Here is a 25,049-nt window from a genome sequence, read left to right as displayed (position 1 = left end):
TATAAGTTATTTTTCCATATAGAAAAATTAATTTGCTTACAGTCTATCTAAATCTTTAGCAACGGCCTTTTTTAGCTTGTCCTGGTGGACAGAAGTCTCCTGGATGTCCGTAATGTGGTGAATCTGGATCGACCACAACACTACCCGCTGGGGTGTAAACTGCACAAGCAGATAGTGATAGTGTGAAAATTGCAGCTGCACAAACTAGAAATGTTTTCATATTGTTCTCACTTTTTATCATTCTCTCTTTTACTATCTACTATAAAAATTATTAGATCGTTTTTCGACTTGTTTTTGGTTAAGAAATATCAACAACTACACACTAGTTTTAATTTGTTAAGACGTACGTAAAATTGTTCTAAAACCAACATGTGTAGCAGCTAAATCAAAATCTTGAGGGTAACGGCTACTATTTCGATAACGTGAACAATAATTTTCAGCACACAAAAATGAGCCTCCTTTAATGACATATTGGATACTGCTCATTTCTTTTTGTCTTAAATCAGAATAATTACCCATATGTTGATCATGCGCGCCTTGGTAGGGAGAGGATGTCCATTCCCAAACATTTCCAATCATATCGAATAGTTTAAAGCCATTAGGTTTAAAGCAGCCGACAGGAGCAACACTCGTAAAATTATCTTGATTCAAATTTTCAAAAGGAAATGCACCTTGCCAGTAATTTGCTTGGGGATGTTGATGTTCATCAGTAGGTGTTTGGTGTAAAGGCGTGTCGGTCTGTGAGTTTGCTTTAGCGGCGTATTCCCATTCAAGTTCTGTTGCTAAATCATGTCCTAGCCAAACTGCATAATGCTCAGCATCATTTTTTGTCACGTAGCGTACAGGTTCATGAGGGTTGGGAAGTGCGCCATTTTGGCCATTTGGCATTCTCCAGGTATATCCAGATTTGAGTTGCCACCATTGCTGTGGGTGATGAGGGTCTGGTGAAAAAACAGCCGCCTGTTTTTGTTTTTCAGCATCGGTAATATAACCCGTGGCTTTTACAAAACTTGAGAACTGAGCGACAGTAACTTCAGTTTGATCAATCCAGAAACCTTTAACTTCGCGCTGTTTTTTTCCGAAATTAAGCTCATCAGGATAAGCTTTTTCAGAGCCAAAATTAAAATGTCCATCTGGAATGAACACCATTCCAGCCGTTGTATTTTTAAGCCAATCTGCAGGAAGGCCTGTATAGCTTTTACACTGTTCAATAGAACCCAAAGCAGCCGATGGGATGGCTTGCTTTGGTACAATTTTTTTCGTGTCAGAGCTATGTTCAGACTTACTACAGCCTGTGATGAATAACAGGCTGATTGTAGTGCTTAGAACCAGTTTCAATTTCATTTGGCGTTATATTCCTGTACGCCATTTTGTTCAGTGTATTTTTGATAAACCGAGAGCAACTCTTGTACTTTTGCTGGGTAAAGCTGCGCAACATTGTGGTTTTCACCACGGTCAGTGGCAATGTTATAGAGTTCCCAAGTACTCGTGCCTAATTCAGGGCGACCTTGAAGCGCAATTTTCCATTCGCCTTGTTTGGCATATTTACTGCCATGGAGTTCATCGGCAAAGCTGAAATTTGCTGGACGGATGGTTTGTGATTTATTTTCAAGTACAGATTTCCAAGAATAACCGCTCGGTGTATTAATAGTTCGACCTTTATATTGGCCTTGAGGGACTTGAATATGGGCATAATCTAATAAGGTTGGAAAAACGTCGAGTACAGATGCAAAGCTATGATTGGTTGCTTCTGCTTTTTTCTGATTTGGTAATTTCACAATAGCAGGGGCAGTCGTTGCACCTTCGCCAGCCGTATCTTTCCATAAGTGGAAAGGTGCCGCACTGACCTCGGCCCAACGTGGTCCAATATAGTGGTATGAAGTAGGCGTACCTACGTTTGTTACAGAGTTATCAAAACCAGATTCACTACCATATCCACCACGAATAAAACCTTCTGCGCCATTGTCAGAAACAAAGAAAATTAAAGTATTTTCATAAAGATTATTTTGTTTGAGGTATTGAATAATGCGGCCGACGTTAGCATCGAGGTTTTCTACCATACCTGCATAGATTTCCATTCTACGGGCTTCTAATGCCTTTTGTTCGGCTGTTAACTCATCCCATTTTCCATATTTTTGTGGTGCGTTTTGGGTCGCAATTGGTTCTGCTGCTTCAAAGTTTGCCGGAATAATTCCAAGCTGTTTTTGACGAGCTATACGTGCTTTACGAATAGCATCGTAGCCAACATCATAAACGCCACGATATTTGTCACGATATTCTGCTGGAGCCTGTATAGGCCAGTGGGGTGCCGTGTAGGCAGCATAAGCAAAGAATGGTTTACCGCTATTTTTACCTGATTCTAAATAGCTCAGTAATTTGTCGGTAAAGTAGTTGGTCGAGAAGAAGTCATCAGGTAATGCTGATACAGGAATAATTTGACCATCTTCGGTATAAGTCGAGTTGCGTTTAAAGGCACTTGGAGCTTGTTTAAAGTGATGATCTAGACCTTGTAATAAGGTAAATGAATGATCAAAACCTTTGGCATGTGCATTGGTTTCAGGGGTTAACCCTAAATGCCACTTACCACTAATATACGTCCGATAACCATTGTCTTTGAGCACCTGAGCAATCGATAAAGAGCGTTCATTTAAATAGCCTTCATAGCCTGGCTGCCCTTTTAAATGGTCTGGTGTAAGCTCTGCCATAGCTCCTATACCTGCTAGATGATGATCAGTACCAGAAATGAGTTGCGAGCGAGTAGGGGAGCAAGTGGGTGCAGTATGATAGTCCGTTAAAAGTCGTCCTTCTTGCGCCAGACTATCAATATTAGGCGTATGAATTTCACCACCAAAGGCTCCTAAATCTGAATAGCCTAAGTCGTCAGCCATAATGAACAGAATATTGGGTTGCTTTGATGTAGTTGCTGCAGTTTCTTGTGAATTATTATCGTTACAGCCAGCTAAAGATAAGCTAAATAATGCAATTGAAAGACTAGATAAAAGAGCTTTGTACTTCATTGTATCATCTGAATTATTAAAAGAATTGTGCACGAGTTTAATCAGATGGTTTTTGCAATCAAAACAAGGAATTGATCAAAGAAAATCAGAAAAATGTCTGAGCATTTATGCTTATAAATAAATGAGAAAAAAAGAAAAGCCCATTTAGGGCTTTTCAGAAATATTCAGTTTAAAATGGCAAACGAGTAAGTTGATCTAGGAAATGCGGAATCACTCTTGGTTCAATCAAGATTGTTACAATTACGCCGTAAGCCGCACCCCATAAATGGGCACTATGGTTAATATGAGTATTGCCACGTTTGCCTGCCCAAATGCTATAAGCGACATATAAAACCGCAAAAATAATCGCTGGTACAGGAATAAAAAATACAAAAATCAGCTTCCATGGCTGAAACAGAATATAAGCAAATAGAACAGCAGATACCGCTCCTGAAGCTCCAAGACTTGCCCAGTTTGCATCATTTTTATGTTGTAGATAGCTTGGTAAAATCGCAAAAATTAAACCGCCTAAATAGAACAACACAAAGCCCATGTCATAAAAATATTGGCGATAAAAACTCTCAATAATACTGCCAAAGAAAAACAGGGTAATCATGTTGAACAGTAAATGTGTCCCATCTGCATGAATAAAGCCATGTGTAATGAAGCGATCAAATTGTCCACGTTGCATTGCAGGTGGCCAGAAGATCAGACGATTCATAACATTTTGATTGCTAAAAGCAAGTAAAGAGACGACGACCGTAATAATAATAAGGGTAATGGTATGGTTAAAGGGCAAATTCAACATAAGAAATATTTAAAAAATGATCAATACTGGGGTCAATAATGCCATTAAAAATACAACTTGAAACCCTGTTGTGTATAAATCCGACAAATTTAGTTGATTTTTTTTAAATCCACCTCATCTTCGGTTAATATAAAGGCATCAGCTTGAGGAATATTGTTATGTCGACTGAGAACACCAACACTGCTGTTGCAGAAGAAATTCCGAACCTTTTGATTACACCATCTGCACAAGAGTATTTGCACGAATTATTGGCGAAGCAAAATACTCCGGGAATTGGCGTTCGAATTTTTGTTGAACATCCGGGTACACCACGTGCAGAGTGCTGTATGGCATATAGCGCACCAGAAGAAGTGGTACCAACGGACTATAAACAGGACTATCCTGATTTTCCTGCATACATTGATGCACCGTCTATTCCATATCTTTTAGACGCTGTAATTGATTACAACAAAGACCGTTTCGGTGGTCAGTTAACTTTCCGTGCACCAAATTCAAAAGTGCCACGTGTAGGACCAGATGCTTCAATTGAAGAACGTATTACTTATATTCTTCAAGCAGAAATTAACCCAGGTCTTGCAGGGCATGGCGGTAACTGTAGTTTGGTAGAAGTACAAGACGACCCAGAACATGGTTTAACTGCTGTATTAAAATTTGGTGGTGGTTGCCAAGGTTGTTCTGCAATTGATGTGACTTTAAAACAAGGTGTAGAAACAACCTTGAAAGAAAACATTCCTGAGCTTCAACGTGTGGTTGACCAAACAGACCATACACAAGCTGAAGGTGCTTACTTCAAATAAAATTATTTGAAAAATGAAATAAAAAAGCCTCTATATGAGGTTTTTTTATTATTCAATATAAATAATGATAATTATTATCAATATCATTTGTAATTTTATTTATCTTTGTTACAATGCGAAACTGAAAATGAGAGATGTTTAATAAATCAATATATTGGGAATACTTATGTCGAAGCGTATTATCCAGTCAGTGCTTTCTGTTTCAGTACTGGCAAGTATGATGTCTATGACTTATGCTGCACAAAGCGAGCAAGAACAAGCATTAGAAAAGCCTGCTGAACCTGTGAAATTGGAAACAATTTTTGTAACAGCTGAAGAGCAGGTGAAGCAATCGCTCGGTGTGTCGGTGATTACCAAAGAAGATTTAGAAAAGCTACCTGTTCGTAATGATATTTCTGACTATGTACGTCGTATGCCGGGTGTCAATTTAACTGGTAATAGTGCAACAGGGCAGCGTGGTAATAATAGACAAATTGATATTCGTGGAATGGGACCAGAAAATACACTTATTTTAGTGGACGGTAAACCAATTAACTCTCGTAACTCAGTCCGTTATGGTTGGAAAGGAGAGCGTGATACACGCGGTGACTCAAACTGGGTACCAGCAGAAGCAATCGAGTCGATTGAAGTTTTACGTGGACCAGCAGCAGCTCGTTATGGTTCTGGTGCTGCGGGTGGTGTAGTCAATATTATTACTAAAAAAGTGACGAATGAAACCCATGGTTCGGTAGAGTTTTATACTTCACAACCTGAAGACTCTAAAGAAGGTGCATCAAATCGTGTTGGCTTTAACGTAAGTGGACCATTGATTAAAGACGTTTTGTCTTATCGTTTATACGGTAATTATAATAAAACAGAAGCTGACGACGTCGATATTAATAAATCAATAGGTAGTACAGCAGCTGGCCGTGAAGGCGTTAAAAATAAAGATATTTCAGGCCGTTTAGCTTGGCAGGCAACAGACCAGCAAACTGTCTTACTCGATGTTTCTTCTAGCAAACAAAGCAATATTTATTCTGGTGATTCTCAGTTAAATGCAAATGCTCAAGCGGATGCGATTCTTTCGCAGCTCATCGGTAAAGAAACCAATACTATGTACCGTGATAGCTATGCATTAACGCATGAAGGGGATTGGTCTTGGGGTAAAAGTAAGCTCATTGCTCAATATGATAAAACTCACAATAAGCGCCTTCCTGAAGGTTTGGGCGGTAGCACAGAAGGAAAAATTAATAATCTGGATGACAAAGCCACTTCACGCTTAGAAACGCTTCGATTAAATGGTGAAGCCAATATTCCTTTTGAATATTATGTACCGCATGTATTAACAGTAGGTACTGAATGGGTTGAAGACAGATTTAAAGATAATATTTCGACAAATCAGGGTACAGACAGTAGTGGTTCGGGTTATGGCGATCAATTAGCTAAAGGCAATCGCAGTAAAATGGAATCACGTATTGCTTCTGCATATATCGAAGATAACCTAAAATTTACAGACAGCACTGATGTGGTATTAGGTTTACGTTTCGATGATCACAGCAAATCAGGTTCTAATTGGAGCCCAAGCTTAAACGTTACTCAAAGACTCAATGATTATTTCACTTTAAAAGGTGGGGTAGCAAAAGCCTATAAAGCACCGAATATGTATCAAAATGCCGAAGGGTATTTGTTAAGTACAAATGGTAATGGTTGCCCAGCTAATATTGATTCACGTTGTTTATTACAGGGTAATGGTGATCTAAAACCAGAAACTTCGGTAAACAAAGAGCTTGGTATTCAGTTCCAAAAGGATATCGTGAATGCGAGCTTAACTTGGTTCCGTAATGACTATAAAGATAAAATTATAGCTGGTACAAATGTTGTTGGAACAGTAGATGGTTCAAGCACTAATGCAAATACTGGCGCTGTGACCAATACCAAGTGGAATATCTTACGTTGGGAAAATACGCCTAAAGCATTAATTCAAGGTTTTGAGGGAAGCTTGGGATTAGACTTCGGTGATATCCGCTGGACTAACAACTTTACTTATATGATGGACTCGAAAGATAAACAGACAGGGAACCCATTATCTTTAGTGCCAAACTATACGATTAACTCAATTTTTGATTATGACATTACAGATCAGTTAGATGTGAATTTTGTGTTCACTCAATATGGCCGCCAAAAATCACGCCAGTTTGCCGAGAATAGACTCGAATCGGGTATTGGTTCAGGTGGAGCAAATTCTGCACTTAAGCCAAGTACTGTAAAAAGCTATAGTATTGCTGGAATTAACGTCGGTTATAAATTTTCAGATAATATAAGTACACGCGTTGGTGTAAGTAATCTATTTGATAAACAAATTTTAAGAGATAGTAACTCAATTAGCCAAACTTACAATGAGCCAGGTCGAGCTTATTATGCATCTTTAAAATATTCTTTCTAAACAAGACTTATGACAAAGGCGCTTCAAGCGCCTTTGTTATTTAAAATATCTAATGCTTTTTCAGAGTAATAAAACTTTTCTAAGTACACACGGGCACGGCGTCTTAAATGTCCTGTTGTAACGAGTTGCTGTAATACAGGTACAAGTAACTGAGTAAGTTCATGTTGTACTAAACTTTCTTCAATATTTAGGTCTCGCAGTAACAAGTCAAAATTACGTTCTTGGTTACGCGCGTACCACGTATAAATACCATCATGGACTTGTTGTTTTAGATAATCAGTTTGACGAATATGGTCCCAAATTTCATGCCCTAAACCAACCGTTTTGGTTAAATCTTCAGTTTCTATATAATTTTTTAAAACAGAAAGTGGCATCGTTTTAACTTTATGCCAAATATTAGCTTGAAAGTGATAAAGCTTATCATTGTCAAAATGTTGGTTTAAAACACGTTCACTCATTTGGCTGAGTTTTAAAATATTCTTTTGCAAATAATGGTTAATCGTGTCATCGAGATTAGAATCGGTCACTGTTTCTAATACCGATTTGCCCATTTTCATAAAACGACCTACACCTGGTACGCGTTTTGACATAGATTCATCTAGATAGTCATGCATGGTTTGCTGAATCAGTTGCGTGAGCAGGGCAGAAAAGGCTGGATTATTTACAATTGTTTTAATGAGTTTTTTACGATGCTGTTCTTTACTTGCAACATACTGTGCAATTCGGTCAATGGTTAAGACAGGAATAACATTTTCAACCGTTGCTGTGTCATTTGCAGGATGAATGAGTGCAAAGCGAATATGCTCTGCAATCTGTTCAATTAGAAAATCAGAAGCGGGTGTATCTAAAATTTGCTTTTGAATAAGATGTTGAATCTGTTCAAAAGTCCACAGTTGTTGTAATTGCCGGCTACCTAACCAATGATAAAATTGCTCAAACTCTTGTTGGATGACTTGAGTCTGAGCAAATTGCTCATCTAAAAAATCTAGATGAGCTTCAATAAGTTTTTCAATGATTGGTTGGGTAGACATAAGGTCTCACAAGTCCGAAGTTTTATTTAATGAGAAGTCGTTTTTGACGCTTGATTTGTTTCTACTTTAAGTAAAAACGGTACATATTGTTGAATAACCAATTGCTCAGCTTCCAAAATTGGCATATGGCCTACGTTTTCTAAAATGACAGGAGGTTGTGCATTTTTTAAGAGACTTTTGAGCTCACTCGCCACTTCTACATTAATAATTTTATCTTGTTTGCCCCATAAAATGAGTGTGGGTGCATCAATGGTTTTGGTAAGCACTGCAAATGAGTCTGGAGTATAGACTTTATTAAGTGCGATCAGTTGATCAACTAGTTTTTGTGTTTGTGGTGCCTGATTAATCATCAGTTTTTCCTGAGCCTGTAAGAACTCTTTAGGAATAAATGGAGGATTAAACATGGTTTGTTTTAACAAATAGTTAAAGTCACCTTTTTTAGAGACTAAAAGTTGTTTTAGATAGGTAGGATCTTTGAGATAAATTGTGTTGGCAGAACGGAAAATACCGCCGCTATCAACTAAAAATAGACTCTTAGTTTCAAATGGATATTGTCCAGCATAGAGTAGGGCAATTGAGCCACCAAGCGAGTGCCCCGCAATATGAATAGGTCCCTTCAAATTTTCAGCTTCAACAAATCGACGTAATTTTTCAGCTAAGTTGGGAACAGAATAATCGAAATCTTGAGCAACGATTGTTTCACCACTCCCCGGTAAATCAGGAATAATGACATGATAATTTGTAGTTAAGTAATGTGCTACTCGGTTCCAGTTATCTCGACTACCACCTAACCCATGAATGAGCAGTAAAGTTGGCTTCGTGCTAGAACCACCTTCACTATATGACCAAGTGATATCCCCAACTTTTAATTTTTTACTTTGCAGTCCAGCCCAGCTACGTTCTTGCTGTAATACGGTCTGAAAGTTGATATCAATATTATCGGCTGCCTGTGCTTGAGAAATACTCATCACTGAAAATAAGCTACAAGAAGCTATAGTCAATACAGTAGCAGTTTTTTTCATGGAGGCTTTAATTGATGCAGACAGCCTAGTCATAGTTTTCATCCTTGAAGCTTAAACGAGTTTGAAAAATTATTGAAAAACTTTGCCAATGAGTCATTTGCCAAACGTTTGGAATCAAGAAAATTATAGTCAATCTAGGAACTAAAGTATGTCTATTTTTTCACTAAACAGTAGGGAATTGAGCAGTAATAGCTGATTAAAATCGATTAGGCATTTTTAAATTTTTTCATAACAAAGGATTTATTTTTTGTCAGTGACATTCAAATTTTGACACATTAAAATAATTTCTAACCTTGAAAAAACAATGGAAATATAAAATGCCTACTGCGCAAGAAGTTTTAGATCGTCTGAAAGCTGGTAATCAACGATTTGTAAATGGAAATACTTCCCTTGCAAAAACCTTATCGCACCATGAACGTGCTGAAATGGCAAAGGACCAAAATCCGTTTGCGATTGTATTAGGTTGTTCAGATTCTCGTGTACCAGCAGAAATGGTATTCGATCAAGGTCTTGGTGACTTATTCGTAATTCGTGTTGCTGGTAATGTGGTTGCTCCTTCACAAGTGGGTAGTGTCGAGTTCGCAGCAGAGCGTTATGATTGTCCAGTTGTAATTGTATTGGGACACAGTCATTGTGGCGCGATTCAAGCAACAATTGATACGTTGATGAATCCTGACCACCCACCGTCATCTAACTTAATGTCAATTGTGAACCGTGTTCGTCCATCAGTTGAAATTTTAATGCAAACTGACTTAAAGAATGATCTGAAAAAACTTTCATGTCATGCAGTACGTTCAAACGTTTTTGCTTCGGTCAATCAATTACGTCATGGTTCTGCTGTATTAGAGAGCCTAATCGCAAAAGGCGAGTTGATTGTTGTTGGTGCTGAATATTCGTTAGAAACAGGAGAAGTTACTTTTTTTGACTTCTGAGCAGATTGAAAAAATTTAAAACTAAAAGGTGCCTATAGGGCACCTTTTATGTATGGATAAGCCAAATTAAGTAATTTTGTTTGTGCTTGAGTATTTGGATGAATCAAGTCATTTTGCATTAGCTGTTTTTGACCAGCGACGCCATCAAGGAAAAACGGTAGCAGTTTCACCTGATATTTTTGACTTACAGTTTTATAGTTATTCTCGAATGCTTTGCTATAAGCAGTTCCATAATTTGGTGGAATTTTCATACCAAAAAGAATAACCTGCGCTTTTTGTTTTTGGCTTAATTGGACAAGCTGAGACAAATTTTGTTGAATCATTTGTGGGGGTTGCCCACGTAAACCATCATTGCCGCCTAACTCAATAACAACAACCTCAGGTTTATAAGTTTGTAAAAGTTTAGGTAATCTCGCTAAAGCGCCACTTGTAGTTTCACCACTCATGCTTGCATTGACCACCTTATGTTGTTTGGGATACTGTTGGTCTAAGCGTTTTTGTAGTAATTGTACCCAACCTTGTTTAGGGTCTATTCCATAACCGGCACTAATACTATCTCCTAAAATTAAAATAGTCTTTGCCGAGACCAACATGGGCAACATGCTCAATGAGATGAGTAAGAGGCTTTTAGAACCAAACAAATAAGATTTATACATTTGTGTTTCAACTCGAATACTAAACATATAGGACTGTCCACATCATGCCACAACCTATTATTGCTGCCCATAAAGTTACACAAACTATTCAGATTAACCAAAATCAGTTTACGATTTTAAAAAACATTGATTTAGAGATTTATGAAGGTGAGCAGGTAGCCATTACAGGACGTTCTGGCTCAGGTAAATCGACTTTGTTGGGCATTTTAGCGACTTTAGACCAACCGTCGGAAGGAGAGGTGTGGTTATGTGGACAGGCTGTTCATGAGTTGACAGAAGAACAACGCGCTCAGATTAGAATGCAACATATTGGTTTTGTATTTCAGTCTTTCCAACTTTTACCGCAACTAAGTGCGCTTGAAAACGTGATGTTACCGCTTCGGTTGCGAAAAGACTTTGATTATAAAATTGCTGAGCAGAAAGCCTTAAACTGGTTGCATAGAGTAGGGTTGAGTCGACAAGCCGAACAAACGCCTAAAGTCTTATCTGGAGGTGAGCAACAGCGTGTAGCAATTGCTCGGGCTCTGATTGCCGAACCACAAATTATTTTTGCCGATGAGCCAACTGGGAACTTAGATGGGCAAACAGCTCAAGAAGTTGAAGGTCTCCTTTTTGATTTAAATAAAGAGCTCGGCACTACACTTATTTTGGTTACACATGACCGCGATTTAGCTGGGCTTTGCCAGCGTCATGTTGAACTAGATGATGGTTGTTTAAAGACAGTACAGGGTGGTTAGACTATGCGTAATCTACTTAAACCACTTTTATTACAAAGCTTTCGTACTGGTGGGTTATATTTACTCATTATTGCTCTTTCACTTGCCATTAGTGCAACAACAGCTCTCAAGTTCAGTAATGACCAAGTTAAAAATGCGGTAAGTCTGCAGGCGTCACAAATGTTAGCAGCGGATTTAGTTCTATCGAATAATGAACCTCTAGACACTAAATGGCAGAAAAAAGCAGAGCAGCTTGGTTTAAGGCAGACTCATGTGACCATGTTTAGTTCTATGGCACATACTCAAAATCAATTTGTCATGGTCAATGTCAAAGCAATAGAGCCGGCGTTTCCATTAAGAGGACAGCTGGAGATTGCACCTAGTGCGCAGAGTATTCAACCAGGCCAACTGTGGTTAAGTCAAAGAGCAGCCGATTTACTTAAAGTTAAACTAGGCGATACGGTTTCTATTGCAGATGCCGAATTTCGTTTTAGTGGTGTCATTGTACGTGATTCGAATCAGGAACTCGGCTTTTCAGGTTTTTCGCCTACCGTTATTATTCATCAAGCTGATATAGCTAAAACGCATGCAATTCAAACTGGCAGTAGAATCGATTATCGACTATTAATGTCTGGTCAACCTAATCAAGTACAAAACTTTAGCAAGCAATTTAAACAGCAACATAAACCCGTAAATGATCAGGAAGAAAACGCAGGTTTACGTTTACGCGATGCCAGTGAGTCAAATAGTAGATTATTACGCCCACTAGAAAACCTTGATACTTTTTTACAACTTGCCAATATTTTAACGATTTTATTGTGTGGCATTGCGATTGCTTTAACGAGTCAACGTTATGTTCAGCAAAACCAAGACCATATTGCTTTAATGCGTTGTTTGGGTGCCAGTAAGTTCCAAATTTTATGGGCATATATCGGGCTACTTTTTTTAGTCAGCGCAATTTCAATTCTGATTGGTAGCCTACTCGGAATAATGATGGGTTATGGGTTACTTGAGCTTATGTTGCAGCTCATTCCACAACTAGAGTTAAGTTTCTCGGTAGTCGGCTTTTTAATCGGTCCCTTACCAATTGCCATTTTTACGAGTGTAATTGTGCTACTTGGATTTATTTTGCCAAGTATCTGGGAGTTGTTAAATACACCTCCAATTCGAGTTATTCGAGAGCAAGCAAAATCTCGAAAATCACTATTTTTTATGTTCTTTGCGGGTATTACCAGTCTTGTTATTTTTAGCTTAGTTTTAAGTGAAAACTTGATGCTCAGTATTATGGTGCTAGCTGCAATTATCGTTCTGTGTGTTTTGTTGTACACCGCTGTTTGGGTTTTGCTTCGTAGCTTAAAGAAGATGAAAACCCGTTTATCTTTTTATATTCGTTCACCATCGCAAAGTGCCTTACAAATTACAGCACTGGCTTTGGGTTTAAGCCTTATTACCGTGCTAAGCGTACTCAGGACAGATTTATTAGAGCGTTGGCAACAGCAGTTACCAGAAGGCACACCAAATCAGTTTGTTTATGGCCTACCACCATTTGATTTAAAAGCTTTTGAGCAACAATTAAAACAAAATGGTTGGCAAAGTACGCCTCTGTATCCAAATATTCGTGGACGATTACTTGCAAAGAATGATGTTCCTTTTTCTGAAGATGCAATCAAGCAAAATAATTCTTTACGCCGTGAATTAAATTTAACTCAGTCAAACATTTTGCCAAATGATAATGTCATTACAAAAGGACAAGCCACTTTTAATGGCATAGGACAAGTTTCAGTCGAGGCAAAAACTGCTGAAAGTTTAGGTATTCAGATTGGGGATAAGCTGACTTTTAGCATGCCTGACGGTACTTTGCAGGCAAAAGTTGTGAATTTTAGAAGTGTTGAATGGGAAAGTTTTAGTCCAAATTTCTTCTTTATTTTTTCGCCCAAAACTTTAGATGAAAATGCGGGTAGCTACTTGGGTAGCTTTTATGTGCCTAAACAAGATCAGCCTAAAATGATTAATATTATTCAGCAATTTTCAAATACAGTCTTTATTGATGTTGACCGTATTTTGGATGAAGTAAAGCGTTTAATGAATGTATTAGTCAAAATCGTGACTGTACTTGCGGCTTTAGTTGGCTTTTCTGGAATACTCGTTTTAATTGCTTGTTTAAACCTGTTAATGGATGAGCGCCGTCGAGAGGTTGCTTTATTACGTTCATTTGGTTTGTCTAAAAATAAAATGAAGCAAATGCTGAGTTTAGAAATTGGATTTTTAGGGCTATTAGCAGGCATTGTTGCCTGCTGTTTTGCCGAAGTAATTAGTGCAATAGCAAGTTATAAAATGAATATGGCTATACAGTGGCATATTGAAATATGGTTGATTTTACCCCTTGTTATGATGTTGCTTTGTGCTCTCATTGGTCGATATAGACTTGGTTATCTTTGTAATTTACCGCCACTACAAAGTTTGCGAGAGCTGAACCAGATTTAAGTTAAGGCAGTATTTCTGGGTTCTGAATTAAAATTTCATGCCAAAGTGGAAGTAATGGTGAGTTCAGTTGATTACAGTAAATATAGAAGCCGACTGTTAATAAGAGTCCTCCCATTAAACCCAAAAATTTTAAGGTCGTACTAAGTTTAGTACGGTAACTTAAATACCAAATCAGCGCGAGTAATGCACCCATAATCATACCGCCGACATGTGCAGCATTATTGATACCTGTGGCAACCAGACCGAATATAAGGTTAATCGCCATAATCATTAATAATGCTTTTTTATCGAGTATATAGGCTTGATGAGGTAGAGGAGGAAATAATGAAAGGACAGTTAAAGCCGCACCTAATCCCATCACAGCACCAGAGGCTCCGGCACTTACATGAGGGAGCAAGCTTTGGTCAAAATGTTGTAGTAATTCATGTCCATTTTGAATATTGATATAACTACTCAAAAGGCTACCAAACAGGCCAGCAAGCAAATATAGGCCGATAAAATATAAACGACCAAATAAAGCTTCAGCGACATTACCGAAAATATATAGGGCCCACATGTTAAGCATAAGGTGAATGATACCAAAGTGAAAAAACATGCTGGTAAATAAACGTTCGGGCTGTCCAGAAAAAGTAAGTGGTGTAAAATCTGCACCCCAGTGAAGAGCATCTTTTATGGCTGGGTCGCTAATGTCGACTCCAGATATAATTTGCCAGATGAACAAACCTACATTGATTGAGATCAGTAGGGCCGTCAGCCACCATGCTTGTACATTGAGTTTACGATTAATGTGCGGAGGCTGAGATTGAGTCATGCTATGCTTTTGTTATATATGAACATGCTTTACAGCTTAACATGAAAAAAGTTGAATACAGGAGATTGGGACGAACATGAAAGCTTTTATTGTTCGCGTGTTGTTAATTTTTATTGGTGCAATTCTCCTAATTCAGCTTTGGATTTTCTCAAGTTTAGTTTGGTGGCGTACTCATGAAGTTGATACTACCATGTTTATGCGAATTGATTATTGGTCAGATACATCTCGGCCGATCATTCATGAATGGCTCGACTATGATGATATTAGCGATAATTTCAAACATGCAATTTTAGCCGGTGAAGATGCAAAGTTTATCCACCATCATGGCTTTGATTGGGATGGCATTCGTTTTGCGCTAGAGCGTAATAACGAAGAGGGCGAAGTGGTTGCTGGTGGTTCCACTGTGTCTCAACAACTTGCAAAGAACTTGTTCTTATACAATAAGCGATCATTTATTCGCAAAGGCCAAGAAACAGTAGCGACATGGATGATGGAGCGTATGTGGTCAAAACGTCGAATTCTTGAGGTCTATATGAACTCTGTTGAATTTGGCAAACATTTATATGGTGTTGAAGCTGCTGCCCAATATTATTATGGTAAAAGTGCTAAAAATCTAACACGCGAACAAGCTGCTTTTTTAGCCGCGTTATTGCCTGATCCAAAATATTATCAAGATCATCGTAATGACCATAAACTACAATATCGAAAACGCGTTATTTTACGTTATATGAATAGCACCCAGATTCCTGAATAACTCTGTCTTAAAGATGTGTTATTTTTTTAGTTTTTATCAAATTGACATAATTTTGCAGCATACTATTTTGCAGAGATTTTGGTTGGAAAGAGATTAAGTTAGACATGAATACAGCGATTACAGCAACGACCCCAACAGAATATAGTTATAACGACCGTTATATTAATCGTGAATTGTCTATTCTTGACTTTCATTTGCGCGTATTGGAACAGGCAGTCGACCCTTTACATCCATTACTTGAACGAATGAATTTCTTGCTTATTTTTTCACGTAATTTAGATGAGTTTTTTGAAATTCGTGTAGCTGGTGTCATGGAGCAATATGCTCTAGGCAATGAAAGTCGAAGTCCAGATGGTTTAACACCTAGACAAGTCTTACAAAAAATCTCTGAGACTGCTCATGCTGCAATTGAACGTCAATATCGTATTTTAAATGAAGAAATCTTGCCTAAACTCCGTGAAGAAGATATTTGCTTCTTACGTCGTGGGGAGTTAACACCAGCTCAATCAGCTTGGGTTAAAAAATATTTTCAGGAACAAGTCGCACCTGTTTTAACACCAATTAGTCTAGATCCAGCTCATCCATTTCCGCGTTTAGTCAATAAAAGCTTGAACTTTATTGTGACCTTAGAAGGTAAAGATGCGTTTGGTCGTCAAATTGACTTAGCGGTTGTACCAGCACCACGCTCATTACCTCGGGTTGTACGATTACCAGATGAGTTGACAGGCGGTAAAGAGCATCATGTCATGCTGTCTGCCATTATTCATGAGCATGTATCAGACTTGTTCCCAGGCATGACTGCAACGGGTTGTTACCAATTCCGTGTTACCCGTAATGCCGATTTGGCGCTCAATGAGGACGTTGAAGATTTAGCAAAAGCTTTAAAAGGTGAGTTAAGTTCACGCCGATTTGGTCGTGCAGTTCGCTTAGAAGTGACTCATAACTGTCCACAGCATATTTATGAATATTTATTAGAAGAATTCGATTTAACCGATGAGCAACTATACAAAGTTGATGGTCCTGTAAACTTGGCTCGTCTGGTTTCAAACTTTAAACGTCCTCATTTGCGTTATGACTCACATACACCGGTCGTACCAAAAGTATTTAAAAAGACTGAGAGTATTTTCTCGGCTATGCAAAAGCAGGATATTTTGCTTCATCATCCATTTGAATCTTTTGCTCCAGTTATTCAGTTACTCCGCGAAGCAGCACGTGATCCACAAGTACTTGCAATTAAACAAACGCTTTACCGTAGTGGTGTTGATTCGGAAATTGTGCAAGTCTTGGCCGAAGCTGCACGTAATGGAAAAGAAGTAACGGCAGTTATTGAGTTACGTGCCCGTTTTGATGAAGAATCAAACATTGAAGTGGCAAATGTACTTCAAGAAGCAGGAGCGGTAGTCGTTTATGGCATTGTGGGTTATAAAACTCATGCCAAAATGATTATGGTAGTACGCCGTGAAAATAATAAATTGGTACGTTATGTTCATTTAGGAACAGGTAACTACCATGCGATGAATGCCCGTATTTATACCGATTATGGTCTTATGACGACCGATAAAGACTTATGTGAAGACGTACATCGTATCTTCCAAGAGTTAACAGGTATGGGCAAAATGGCAAAACTGAAAAAGTTGCTCCATGCACCTTTTACTTTGCATGCTCAGCTCATCAACTTTATTGATGAAGAAATTGCCAATGCTAAGGCTGGTCGTAAAGCCCAAATTATTGTGAAAGTAAATGCTTTAACTGAAGTTCAGTTAATCAATAAATTGTATGAAGCTTCTCAAGCAGGGGTGCAGGTAGATCTGATTATTCGTTCGATTTGTTGCTTACGTCCAGGATTACCGAATTTATCGGAAAACATTCGAGTACGTTCAATCGTAGGGCGCTTCCTTGAGCATACGCGTGTTTATTACTTTAGTAATAACGGCGATGCACGTATTTACTGTTCAAGTGCAGACTGGATGGATCGTAACCTATTTAATCGTGTTGAAGCATGTTTCCCAATTGAAGACCCAGCATTGAAGAAACGAATTTATCAACAAGGTCTTCTTAATTATTTGCAAGATAATCAGCAAGCTTGGTTATTACAAGGTGATGGTACTTGGGTTCGTGCCCAACCTGCTGAAGGTGAAAAACTGCATAATGCTCAAAGAGAATTATTAGAAACATTTAAATAAAACTTAATATTAGAAAACCGACTTTATGTCGGTTTTTTTAATTATATGAAATTAAAGGTATTTTAGTCTGAATACTTAAATGGTTGCAAGATATACAATAATAATTTGAATTAACGCAAGATGTTTAAAAAATATGTGATTCTTTGCATAAAACTTTGAATATTAAAAATATACAAATCACGAGAAATCTACTTTAATACGCCGCATTAAATATACTTAACTTTGGTAAGTGAATAATATGCAATGCTTTATTAAAAGTTTATTTATTAGAATATTTTTAGGGGTAATGCCAGTGACTGCTTATGCAGATCAAAAGTGCTATGGAGATATTATTGTATTTCATAAATATGATGATCAAATGATATATCCCTATTTTGTACAGCCGCCTAGGGAAAAAAATAAGAAGAATGAAATACAAAATAAATCTATAAGCATTCAAAAAAGAAAAACGACTCAAGATGAGCAGTTAGCACAAAAGAAGGCCGAAGAGACTCAATCAAAAAAAATAGAAGAAAAGAAAACTCTTGAGAATAAAAAACAGCTTGATGCAGCAGTGGCTAAAGAAATTTTAGAAAATGGTGAAAAAAAATGGATGGTACAAGTTGCATTAGCGCCTAATCAAAATAAAGCAAATATGCTCCAGTCACAATTGCACGCTAAAGGATATAAGGTTGTGACTAGTCCAACTACAAAAGGAATACGGGTCATGATAGATCCAGCCAATGATTATGCGATTGCACAAATCATTCGAGAAAAAATCATTTCAGATGAGAATTTAGATTTGAAATCAGCTTGGGTTTTCAAATGGGCATCTTTAACAGCGCAGTAAAAGAAAAAGGAGTCCGAAGACTCCTTTTTTTATTCATGTAAATTTGTTGTGATTTTCTGCATGATTTGCAGGAGTACATCAAATTCGCTTTGTAGTGGTGTACTTTTACGTGTAACGAGTGCCAGAGTACGACTTGGTGCATCTTCAATTGGTTTTGCAGTAATCTGATCATTAAACTTGATCATACTATTTTCAATTGCGATTTCTGGTAAAAGCGTAAAACCTAAATTAGAAGACACCATCTCAACTAAGGTAGGTAATGAACTTGCTTTTAAACGGTTATCGTTTTTACGCTCACCAATTGGACACGCACTTAATACGTGGTCACGTAAGCAATGGCCTTCTTCAAGTAAAATCAGTCGTGACAAATCGAGGTCATCTAGAGAGTTTGCTTGAAGCGCATTTGTATCTTGTTTACTGCAAACAAGATACAAATTTTCTTTTGAAATTTCAGCTACTTTTAGACTTCTTGTGTCAAAAGGTAGTGCAAGAACGATCATGTCCAAATTACCATGCTCTAATCGCTCTACAATTTTCTCGCTTTGAGCTTCATGTAAATGCAACTGAATTTTTGGTAATTGGTGATGCACTTCATCAAGTAACCGTGTCAGGATAAAAGGTGCAATGGTTGGAATAACACCCAAATGAAGATCACCAGTTAATGGTTCACTCATTTCACGGCTTAAACGCATTAAATCCTGAGCATCTGCTAGCAATACACGGGCTCGAGCAACGACTTGCTCACCTAATGGCGTTAAACGCACATTCTGACGGTCACGTTCAACCAGAACGCCACCTAGTAGCCTTTCTAGCTCCATAATGCCGCCCGATAAAGTCGATTGGGTAACAAAAGAGCGACGTGCTGCTTCAGTAAAATGCAAAGTTTCCGACAACGTAACTAAATATGATAGCTGTCTTAATGAGGGTAATGCAGCCATAGTGTCCTAGTATGATGATTTAAAATGATGCGCAAATAAACCGCTAAGCTGTGGAATAAAATGGGCAGGGATATCATGCCCCATTCCATCAATTAATTCAAACTTAGCACCGGAAATTGCTTTTGCTACAGCCTTACCGTGGCTCGGTGGAAGTAAGCGATCACGAGAGCCATGTAAGACTATTGTGGGTTGCTTAATTTCACGGTCAAGTTGCAGTAAGGAACCTGTACATAATATTGCTAAAAACTGTTGAAGTACACCAGCAGGATAATAGCTACGTTGATAAAGTTTTCGTGCGGTTTGAACGGCTTCAATATGGTTAATATAACCAGGAGAACCAATTAACTGGAATAATTTTAAGCTGTGATTAACAATCCCTTCTTCATCACGTGATTCTGGTTTGCCAATCAAACTTAAAAGCTGTTTAGGAAACGGTGGGGGTAAAAACGGTTGATTGTTACTTGTAAACATCAAACCTAACTTTTCTACTTTTTCTGGATATTTTGCAGCAAGAATTTGGGCAATCATACCGCCCATTGATGCACCGACTACATGAGTCTTACTTACACCTAAACGGTCAAGAAGCATCGAGACGTCGTCAGCCATATCATACAATGTATAAGGTGCGCCCTGATTACTTAACCCTAAAGCAAAGCGTCCCATCAACTTCATGGTATTTAAACGTTTACCCTGATGACGTACTTTTGATGAAAGGCCAATATCACGGTTATCAAAACGAATAACACGAAAACCTTGATCAATGAGCGATTTACAGAAAAAGTCCGGCCAAAATAGCATTTGAGCACCTAAGCCCATAATCAGCAAAATGGTCGGGTGTTCTGGTTTTCCACCTACTTCTACATGCAATTCAATACCGTTGCCTAAGTTGACTTTGGTTTCCTGCATAAAAGGAGTGTAGGGTGAAATACTAAATTGTAAGGCGCTATTCATGTTATTCATACCTTAAAGGAATACTCTGTAACGAGTATTCCTAATTTAAACTTTATGCTTGGGCAGGAATAAGATCTGGAACAAGCTTAGTTAAAGTTAAACGTTGTTTGCCTGCTGTCGCACCTAACAATACGAAACCACGTAATGTTCCGTCATTATCAAGTGCTTTGGCAAGCATACCATCGTCGAATTCTTCAGTTTCCCAATTTACATCGACATCAACTGGTGCCGGTAAAACTGTAAGTGGCGCAGCCGGGGTTTTTACCGCAACTGGCATTGCAGGATAATGTACATTTGTCTGTTGGCCGCTTAATGTTTTTGCTAGAGCACGCGCTTGCTGCATAATTGGCATTACATAAGGAAGCAGGGTACCGTTAACTTCTGCACAGTCACCAATTGCATAAATATCTGCCTGATTCGTTTCAAGCAAGCTATTGGTAATTACACCACGGCTGGTTTGAATATTTGCGCTTTGAGCAAGAGAAATATTTGGTTGTAGGCCAATTGCTGAAAGTACGATATCAGCAACTAAAGTTTGACCATTTGCTAATGTAACTGCGTAATCTTCCCCGTTATTGATTTTACTTACTTTTTCAACGGTAGTGCCTAATGCAAATTTAACCCCAGCTTCTTCAAGATTTTCTTGGAAAGCTGAAGCAATGTGTGAAGGTAATAAGCGGCCCAATGGTTGAGGCGCTAAATCAATTACTGTTACATCATATTCACTATGAAGTAAGTCGTTGGCAAATTCACAACCGATTAAACCAGCACCCAAAATTACAACACGTTTATCTTTACGTTGAGCAAGGTTTTCGCGGAAGGTACGATAGTCAATTAGTGAGTTCACTACATGAATGTCATCACTGCCATCTCCTGCAATTGCAAGACGAATCGGGTTGGCACCAATAGCCAAAATTAATTTTGAATAGGGTTGTTGAGAAACAACACCATCTTTTTCTAGAACAAGCTCATGACGCTCAGCTAAAATTTCTTTCACCCATGTAAAAGGTTCAATACGCATATTGAGCTGTGCACTCATTTTTGCAGCATCACCTAACGGAATTTGTTCCGGAGCCTTTTTACCTGCAAAAGCGTTAGATAACGTTGGTTTTGCATAGTTCACCGCATCATCCGCACAAATCATCACAAGTTCTTGCTCTGGGTTAAGCTTACGGAACTCACGTGCTAAGGTATAACCCGCCATGCCTGATCCGATAATGACGATTGGATGCATTTTTTTCTCCAGAATTAGAATTGTTCATTTAATACGGTGATTGGTGATATATAAAAAAGACCATGTAAATCATGGCCTTTTCATTTAAGACATTAGATTTCGATCATTTCAAAGTCAGCTTTTGAAACGCCACAATCAGGGCAAGTCCAATCATCAGGGATATCTTCCCATTTTGTTCCAGCTGCAATGCCGTCTTGTGGCCAACCTTCTGCTTCATCGTAAATCCATCCACAAACGATACATTGATATTTTTTCATGAGACTCTCCGCACTGATAAGTTTGCTCAAAGCTGCCTTTCAGTAAAACTATTCCATCTATTAATAATGTAACTACGATCCGTTCAATAATAACTAATGTAGCTTTGATCGGGTATCAAATTTTTACGCAGTTCTACATTTAAAGTAAAGCACATAAGGGAGTTTAATCATTCGTAAGCAAAGATGAATGGCATATCGAGACAAATAACTGGTTATTTAGGCAAAACTTCAACATAAACACATAATAAATCATATTTTTTTTATTCACTTATTAATCTAATAAGGTTTTAAGTGATATGAAGGGTTACAAAAAGAACAAAGCATTAATATAAATAAAGTTCTTAAAAACATAAGCTGATTAATAAATAGACAGATAAATTGATATTTATATAAAGCGATAAAGTTTGTTGAATACTTGAGTAACAGAGATAAGGAAGTTGAGTATGGAAATTCTAGTATATGAAGTAGAGATTAACGCGCCTATAGAAAAAGTATGGAACGTACTCTGGAATAGCGAGACATATAATGCGTGGACGAAATTCTTTGCGCCGGATTCTTCAATGCGCACTGACTGGAAAATTGGTGGTAAAACATATTTTCTAGACGGAGAAGGAAATGGAATGGTTTCGACCATTGAAGAAATGAACAAGCCTGAAGTGCTAATTTTTAAACATTTAGGAATGATTAAAGAGGGTAAGGAAGACTTAGAAAGTGAAGAGGTGAAGGGCTGGAGTGGTTCGCTAGAAAAATATTTTTTAAGCCAAAATGGGAATACTACAACTTTAAAAGTTGAATTGGCCACCTTACCTGAATATATCGGTATGTTAAAAAGTGGCTTTATTCAAGGTTTTGAAGTTGTAAAACATATTGCTGAAGGGAGCTAGTTCATCTTACTCAGTTCGTTGTTTAGGCAAAGTATTTTTTATGAATTTTAGAAATCAGATCATTGAGACGAGAAGGATAAGCAAGACGATGATGCCCTCCGTCATATGTTTCTACTGTCATATAAGGTGAAAGCTTTTCCTGTACTTGATACATATCAAGTTGCTCGTCTCCTAACTCTAAATAAGCCATTTTAGGATGAGAGTGATCAAGATCCTCATCACAAAGGTCGGGATAATCATTACGAAAACTAGGATTAAGGCTTGGGTTAGCAACAATCACCGCTAATTTATGTTGAGCGGCTGTTTTCAATGCCCAGTAGCCGCCAAGACTATGTCCAACCAATAAGTCAGGTTTAATTGTTTCGATCGCTTGGTGATAAAAATCTTTAACTGAAGAGTAGCTTAGGTTTCGATAATCAACATCAATACAAAATTTTTCAGGATGCAAGATGGCATGGAACTTTGTTGATTCACGAGAAGAATCCAAGCCATGTAAAAATAGAATTTTCATTATTTACTACACAATCTCATGGATAAAATAAAAGGAAAAAAAGCCTTTTAATATCGAGGTCATTTGGATTTTTTTATATTTTACTTAAAGCAAAAAAAAATGATCTTAGCGATTGGTCTAAGTAATTTTCGTCATTGAATACTGATTTAGTGTGAGTGGTTTGACTTTTTTCATTTTTGTTTTGTTGAAATCTTTCGAAAAACTCCCGCAATCTGTTAGGATATAGCACTTAATTTTTACTTAATCGAGGCAGAGATGACGCAACAAAACGCTCAATCGACTTCTGAACCAACTATTTCCGAAAACGATTTAATCGCACAGCGTCATGCCAAATTAAAGCAAATCCAAGATGTTGCAAAGGATACTGGAAAGAGTCCTTGGCCAAATACATTTAAACGTGAACACTACGCTGCCGATTTACAAGAACAATTTAAAGATCAGTCGAAAGAACAAATTGAAAGCGCTGAACATGTCTATGTAAAAGTTGCTGGCCGTGTCATGTTAAACCGTGGTTCTTTCATGGTGATTCAAGATATGACTGGGCGTATCCAGTTATATGTTGACCGTAAAGGTTTACCAAAAGATATTCTTGAGACCATTAAAGGTTTGGACCTAGGCGATATTATTGCTGCTGAAGGTTATATTGGTCGTTCTGGCAAAGGTGACTTATATGTACACCTTGAAAGCTTTGAACTTCTTACAAAATCGCTTCGTCCGTTACCAGATAAATTTCATGGTTTGAACGATACAGAAGTTAAGTACCGTAAGCGTTACCTTGACTTAATCGTGAATGAAGAAACTCGTAAGACTTTTGAAATTCGTGCCAAAGTTGTTGCAGGTATTCGTGCATTTTTAACAAATGAGCGTTTCATGGAAGTCGAAACGCCAATGATGCACGTAATTCCGGGTGGTGCATCTGCACGTCCGTTTGAAACGCATCACAATGCTTTAGATATGCCGTTATTCTTGCGTATCGCACCTGAGCTTTACTTAAAGCGTTTGGTTGTTGGTGGTTTTGAGCGTGTGTTTGAAATTAACCGGAACTTCCGTAATGAAGGGGTGTCAACACGTCATAACCCTGAATTTACAATGATCGAGTTTTATCAGGCATATGCTGATTATAAAGACTTGATGGCTTTAACTGAAAACATGCTTGAAAAGCTAGCTCTTGATATTTTAGGTACGACAGATGTGCCTTACCAAGGTGAAGTGTTTAGCTTTAAAGGGCCATTCAAGAAAATCTCTATGTTTGATGCCATTTTAGAGAATAACCCTCAGTTCACCCCAGAAAACGTTGGTGATCGTGAGTTCCTTGCAAAATTTGTGCGTGAGGAATTAAAAGAGCAAGTTAAACCTGGTTTTGGTTTAGGCAAACTTCAAACAATCGTATTTGAAGAAACAGTTGAAACTAAACTGCGTCAACCTACCTTTATCACTGAATATCCAGCGGAAACGTCTCCACTTGCTCGTCGTAATGATGACAATCCGCACATTACCGATCGTTTTGAGTTTTTCATCGGCGGACGTGAATTGGCAAATGGCTTTAGCGAGTTAAATGACCCAATTGATCAGGCAGAGCGTTTCCAAGCTCAGGTTGCTGAAAAAGATGCTGGTGATGACGAAGCAATGCATTACGATGCAGAGTTTGTTGAAGCGCTTGAATACGGTTTACCTCCAACAGCTGGTGAAGGTATTGGTATTGACCGTTTGGTTATGCTTTTTGCTGATGCGCCAAGTATTCGTGATGTAATTTTATTCCCGCATATGCGTCGTAAAGAAGGTTAATTTAATCTTCAAAGTACAAAAAGGCAGTTTATACTGCCTTTTTTTATT

23 protein-coding genes are annotated in these 25,049 nt (G+C 38.0%); 10 read left to right on the top strand and 13 right to left on the bottom strand.

Annotated features, from left to right (window positions below; all coding sequences use genetic code 11):
* Window positions 1-55 precede the first annotated feature (55 nt).
* The 4 genes from NE363_RS13600 to NE363_RS13585 all read right to left on the bottom strand — a co-directional run bounded on the left by NE363_RS13600 (window position 56) and on the right by NE363_RS13585 (window position 3,804).
* A complete protein-coding gene (locus NE363_RS13600; RefSeq protein WP_019456973.1) occupies window positions 56-220 on the bottom strand; it encodes a hypothetical protein in 165 nt (54 codons plus the stop codon).
* Window positions 221-336: 116 nt separating this feature from the next.
* Complete coding sequence (locus NE363_RS13595; protein ID WP_445535272.1) at window positions 337-1,344, bottom strand: formylglycine-generating enzyme family protein; 1,008 nt, start codon at window positions 1,342-1,344, stop codon at window positions 337-339.
* Entirely contained in the window at window positions 1,341-3,017 is a 1,677-nt protein-coding gene (locus NE363_RS13590) for an arylsulfatase (RefSeq protein WP_445535271.1), read from the bottom strand. The genes NE363_RS13595 and NE363_RS13590 overlap by 4 nt, the downstream gene beginning before the upstream one ends.
* A 169-nt stretch (window positions 3,018-3,186) precedes the next feature.
* Window positions 3,187-3,804 (bottom strand): rhomboid family intramembrane serine protease, encoded by a 618-nt coding sequence (locus NE363_RS13585; RefSeq protein WP_019456839.1) that lies wholly within the window; start codon window positions 3,802-3,804, stop codon window positions 3,187-3,189.
* Window positions 3,805-3,962: 158 nt separating this feature from the next.
* Between NE363_RS13585 and nfuA the strand changes: the two genes are divergently transcribed.
* Window positions 3,963-4,601, top strand: coding sequence for a Fe-S biogenesis protein NfuA (nfuA, locus tag NE363_RS13580; protein ID WP_004703125.1), 639 nt, complete (start codon window positions 3,963-3,965; stop codon window positions 4,599-4,601).
* Window positions 4,602-4,767: 166 nt separating this feature from the next.
* Window positions 4,768-7,023, top strand: a complete 2,256-nt coding sequence (locus NE363_RS13575; protein ID WP_445535270.1) for a TonB-dependent siderophore receptor — start codon at window positions 4,768-4,770, stop codon at window positions 7,021-7,023.
* A 23-nt stretch (window positions 7,024-7,046) separates the two neighbouring features.
* Here NE363_RS13575 and NE363_RS13570 read toward each other — a convergent pair whose 3' ends face one another.
* Both NE363_RS13570 and NE363_RS13565 read right to left on the bottom strand, forming a co-directional pair.
* Window positions 7,047-8,054, bottom strand: coding sequence for a hypothetical protein (locus tag NE363_RS13570; RefSeq protein ID WP_445535269.1), 1,008 nt, complete (start codon window positions 8,052-8,054; stop codon window positions 7,047-7,049).
* Between the two features lie 26 nt (window positions 8,055-8,080).
* Window positions 8,081-9,109, bottom strand: coding sequence for an alpha/beta fold hydrolase (locus NE363_RS13565; RefSeq protein WP_039253355.1), 1,029 nt, complete (start codon window positions 9,107-9,109; stop codon window positions 8,081-8,083).
* A gap of 284 nt (window positions 9,110-9,393) precedes the next feature.
* On the opposite strand from NE363_RS13565, the gene NE363_RS13560 reads away from it, so the two are divergent.
* Window positions 9,394-10,008, top strand: a complete 615-nt coding sequence (locus NE363_RS13560; RefSeq protein WP_019456843.1) for a carbonic anhydrase — start codon at window positions 9,394-9,396, stop codon at window positions 10,006-10,008.
* Window positions 10,009-10,040: 32 nt separating this feature from the next.
* On the opposite strand, the gene NE363_RS13555 is transcribed toward NE363_RS13560, so the two are convergent.
* Window positions 10,041-10,664: an arylesterase gene (locus NE363_RS13555; protein ID WP_134262951.1), complete on the bottom strand. Its 624-nt coding sequence runs from the start codon at window positions 10,662-10,664 to the stop codon at window positions 10,041-10,043.
* Between the two features lie 44 nt (window positions 10,665-10,708).
* Here NE363_RS13555 and NE363_RS13550 point away from each other — a divergent pair, with 44 nt between their 5' ends.
* Complete coding sequence (locus NE363_RS13550; RefSeq protein WP_004703117.1) at window positions 10,709-11,401, top strand: ABC transporter ATP-binding protein; 693 nt, start codon at window positions 10,709-10,711, stop codon at window positions 11,399-11,401.
* A gap of 3 nt (window positions 11,402-11,404) precedes the next feature.
* Window positions 11,405-13,864, top strand: coding sequence for an ABC transporter permease (locus NE363_RS13545; RefSeq protein ID WP_445535268.1), 2,460 nt, complete (start codon window positions 11,405-11,407; stop codon window positions 13,862-13,864).
* A gap of 1 nt (window position 13,865) precedes the next feature.
* Here NE363_RS13545 and NE363_RS13540 read toward each other — a convergent pair whose 3' ends face one another.
* Window positions 13,866-14,675 carry a rhomboid family intramembrane serine protease gene (locus NE363_RS13540; RefSeq protein ID WP_004703112.1) on the bottom strand — a complete coding sequence of 270 codons (810 nt, stop codon included), beginning with the start codon at window positions 14,673-14,675 and terminating at the stop codon, window positions 13,866-13,868.
* Between the two features lie 76 nt (window positions 14,676-14,751).
* Between NE363_RS13540 and mtgA the strand changes: the two genes are divergently transcribed.
* From mtgA to NE363_RS13525, 3 genes are all read left to right on the top strand, one after another.
* On the top strand, window positions 14,752-15,429 hold the full coding sequence (gene mtgA, locus NE363_RS13535) for a monofunctional biosynthetic peptidoglycan transglycosylase (protein WP_004703111.1): 678 nt from the start codon (window positions 14,752-14,754) through the stop codon (window positions 15,427-15,429).
* A gap of 104 nt (window positions 15,430-15,533) precedes the next feature.
* Window positions 15,534-17,612, top strand: a complete 2,079-nt coding sequence (gene ppk1 / locus NE363_RS13530) for a polyphosphate kinase 1 (protein ID WP_019456848.1) — start codon at window positions 15,534-15,536, stop codon at window positions 17,610-17,612.
* Between the two features lie 238 nt (window positions 17,613-17,850).
* The gene (locus NE363_RS13525; protein ID WP_212512218.1) at window positions 17,851-18,441 is read left to right on the top strand and encodes an SPOR domain-containing protein; all 591 of its coding nucleotides are present in this window, start codon (window positions 17,851-17,853) and stop codon (window positions 18,439-18,441) included.
* Window positions 18,442-18,470: 29 nt separating this feature from the next.
* On the opposite strand, the gene oxyR is transcribed toward NE363_RS13525, so the two are convergent.
* From oxyR to rubA, 4 genes are all read right to left on the bottom strand, one after another.
* Window positions 18,471-19,379, bottom strand: a complete 909-nt coding sequence (gene oxyR / locus NE363_RS13520) for a LysR family transcriptional regulator OxyR (RefSeq protein ID WP_004703104.1) — start codon at window positions 19,377-19,379, stop codon at window positions 18,471-18,473.
* Window positions 19,380-19,385: 6 nt separating this feature from the next.
* Entirely contained in the window at window positions 19,386-20,330 is a 945-nt protein-coding gene (estB, locus tag NE363_RS13515; protein WP_004703103.1) for an esterase EstB, read from the bottom strand.
* A 52-nt stretch (window positions 20,331-20,382) separates the two neighbouring features.
* The gene (rubB, locus tag NE363_RS13510) at window positions 20,383-21,564 is read right to left on the bottom strand and encodes a rubredoxin reductase RubB (RefSeq protein ID WP_049065777.1); all 1,182 of its coding nucleotides are present in this window, start codon (window positions 21,562-21,564) and stop codon (window positions 20,383-20,385) included.
* 92 nt (window positions 21,565-21,656) lie between these two features.
* Entirely contained in the window at window positions 21,657-21,821 is a 165-nt protein-coding gene (gene rubA / locus NE363_RS13505) for a rubredoxin RubA (protein WP_000760495.1), read from the bottom strand.
* Between the two features lie 443 nt (window positions 21,822-22,264).
* Between rubA and NE363_RS13500 the strand changes: the two genes are divergently transcribed.
* The gene (locus NE363_RS13500; protein ID WP_049065778.1) at window positions 22,265-22,705 is read left to right on the top strand and encodes an SRPBCC family protein; all 441 of its coding nucleotides are present in this window, start codon (window positions 22,265-22,267) and stop codon (window positions 22,703-22,705) included.
* 22 nt (window positions 22,706-22,727) lie between these two features.
* Here NE363_RS13500 and NE363_RS13495 read toward each other — a convergent pair whose 3' ends face one another.
* The gene (locus tag NE363_RS13495; protein WP_068936543.1) at window positions 22,728-23,216 is read right to left on the bottom strand and encodes a YqiA/YcfP family alpha/beta fold hydrolase; all 489 of its coding nucleotides are present in this window, start codon (window positions 23,214-23,216) and stop codon (window positions 22,728-22,730) included.
* A 255-nt stretch (window positions 23,217-23,471) separates the two neighbouring features.
* Between NE363_RS13495 and lysS the strand changes: the two genes are divergently transcribed.
* Window positions 23,472-25,001: a lysine--tRNA ligase gene (gene lysS, locus NE363_RS13490; protein WP_004703097.1), complete on the top strand. Its 1,530-nt coding sequence runs from the start codon at window positions 23,472-23,474 to the stop codon at window positions 24,999-25,001.
* Window positions 25,002-25,049 lie beyond the last annotated feature (48 nt).

It is taken from the genome of Acinetobacter sp. G18 (assembly GCF_052660225.1).
This window is presented reverse-complemented; position numbering and strand designations above follow the sequence as displayed.